This is a genomic window from Planococcus sp. CAU13 (assembly GCF_000775575.1).
Classification (GTDB): domain Bacteria; phylum Bacillota; class Bacilli; order Bacillales_A; family Planococcaceae; genus Planococcus.
Window position 1 is genome coordinate 1 of record NZ_JRGN01000293.1, and the last position, 1,162, is coordinate 1,162.

Here is a 1,162-nt window from a genome sequence, read left to right on the forward strand (position 1 = left end):
TGGTTAAGTCCTCGATCGATTAGTATTCGTCAGCTGCACGTGTCGCCACGCTTCCACCCCGAACCTATCTACCTCATCGTCTTTGAGGGATCTTACTTGCTTGCGCAATGGGAAATCTCATCTTGAGGGGGGCTTCGTGCTTAGATGCTTTCAGCACTTATCCCGGCCACACATAGCTACCCAGCGATGCCCCTGGCGGAACAACTGGTACACCAGCGGTGTGTCCATCCCGGTCCTCTCGTACTAAGGACAGCGCCTCTCAAATTTCCTGCGCCCGCGACGGATAGGGACCGAACTGTCTCACGACGTTCTGAACCCAGCTCGCGTACCGCTTTAATGGGCGAACAGCCCAACCCTTGGGACCGACTACAGCCCCAGGATGCGATGAGCCGACATCGAGGTGCCAAACCTCCCCGTCGATGTGGACTCTTGGGGGAGATAAGCCTGTTATCCCCGGGGTAGCTTTTATCCGTTGAGCGATGGCCCTTCCATGCGGAACCACCGGATCACTAAGCCCGTCTTTCGACCCTGCTCGACCTGTACGTCTCGCAGTCAAGCTCCCTTCTGCCTTTACACTCTGCGAATGATTTCCAACCATTCTGAGGGAACCTTTGGGCGCCTCCGTTACTCTTTAGGAGGCGACCGCCCCAGTCAAACTGCCCGCCTGACACTGTCTCCCACCCCGATCAGGGGTGCGGGTTAGAAGTTCAATACAACCAGGGTAGTATCCCACCGACGCCTCCCCCGAAGCTGGCGCTCCGGGTTCTCTGGCTCCTACCTATCCTGTACAAGTTGCACCAAAATTCAATATCAGGCTACAGTAAAGCTCCACGGGGTCTTTCCGTCCTGTCGCGGGTAACCTGCATCTTCACAGGTACTATAATTTCACCGAGTCTCTCGTTGAGACAGTGCCCAGATCGTTACGCCTTTCGTGCGGGTCGGAACTTACCCGACAAGGAATTTCGCTACCTTAGGACCGTTATAGTTACGGCCGCCGTTTACTGGGGCTTCGGTTCGCACCTTCGCTTGCGCTAAGCACTCCCCTTAACCTTCCAGCACCGGGCAGGCGTCAGCCCCTATACGTCACCTTACGGTTTTGCAGAGACCTGTGTTTTTGCTAAACAGTCGCCTGGGCCTATTCACTGCGGCTCTCTCGGGCTAT

At 56.0% G+C, this 1,162-nt stretch carries 1 rRNA gene; it reads right to left on the reverse strand.

The window, feature by feature from the left end:
- A 23S ribosomal RNA gene (locus KW93_RS13580) occupies nucleotides 1-1,162 on the reverse strand; the annotation flags it as partial.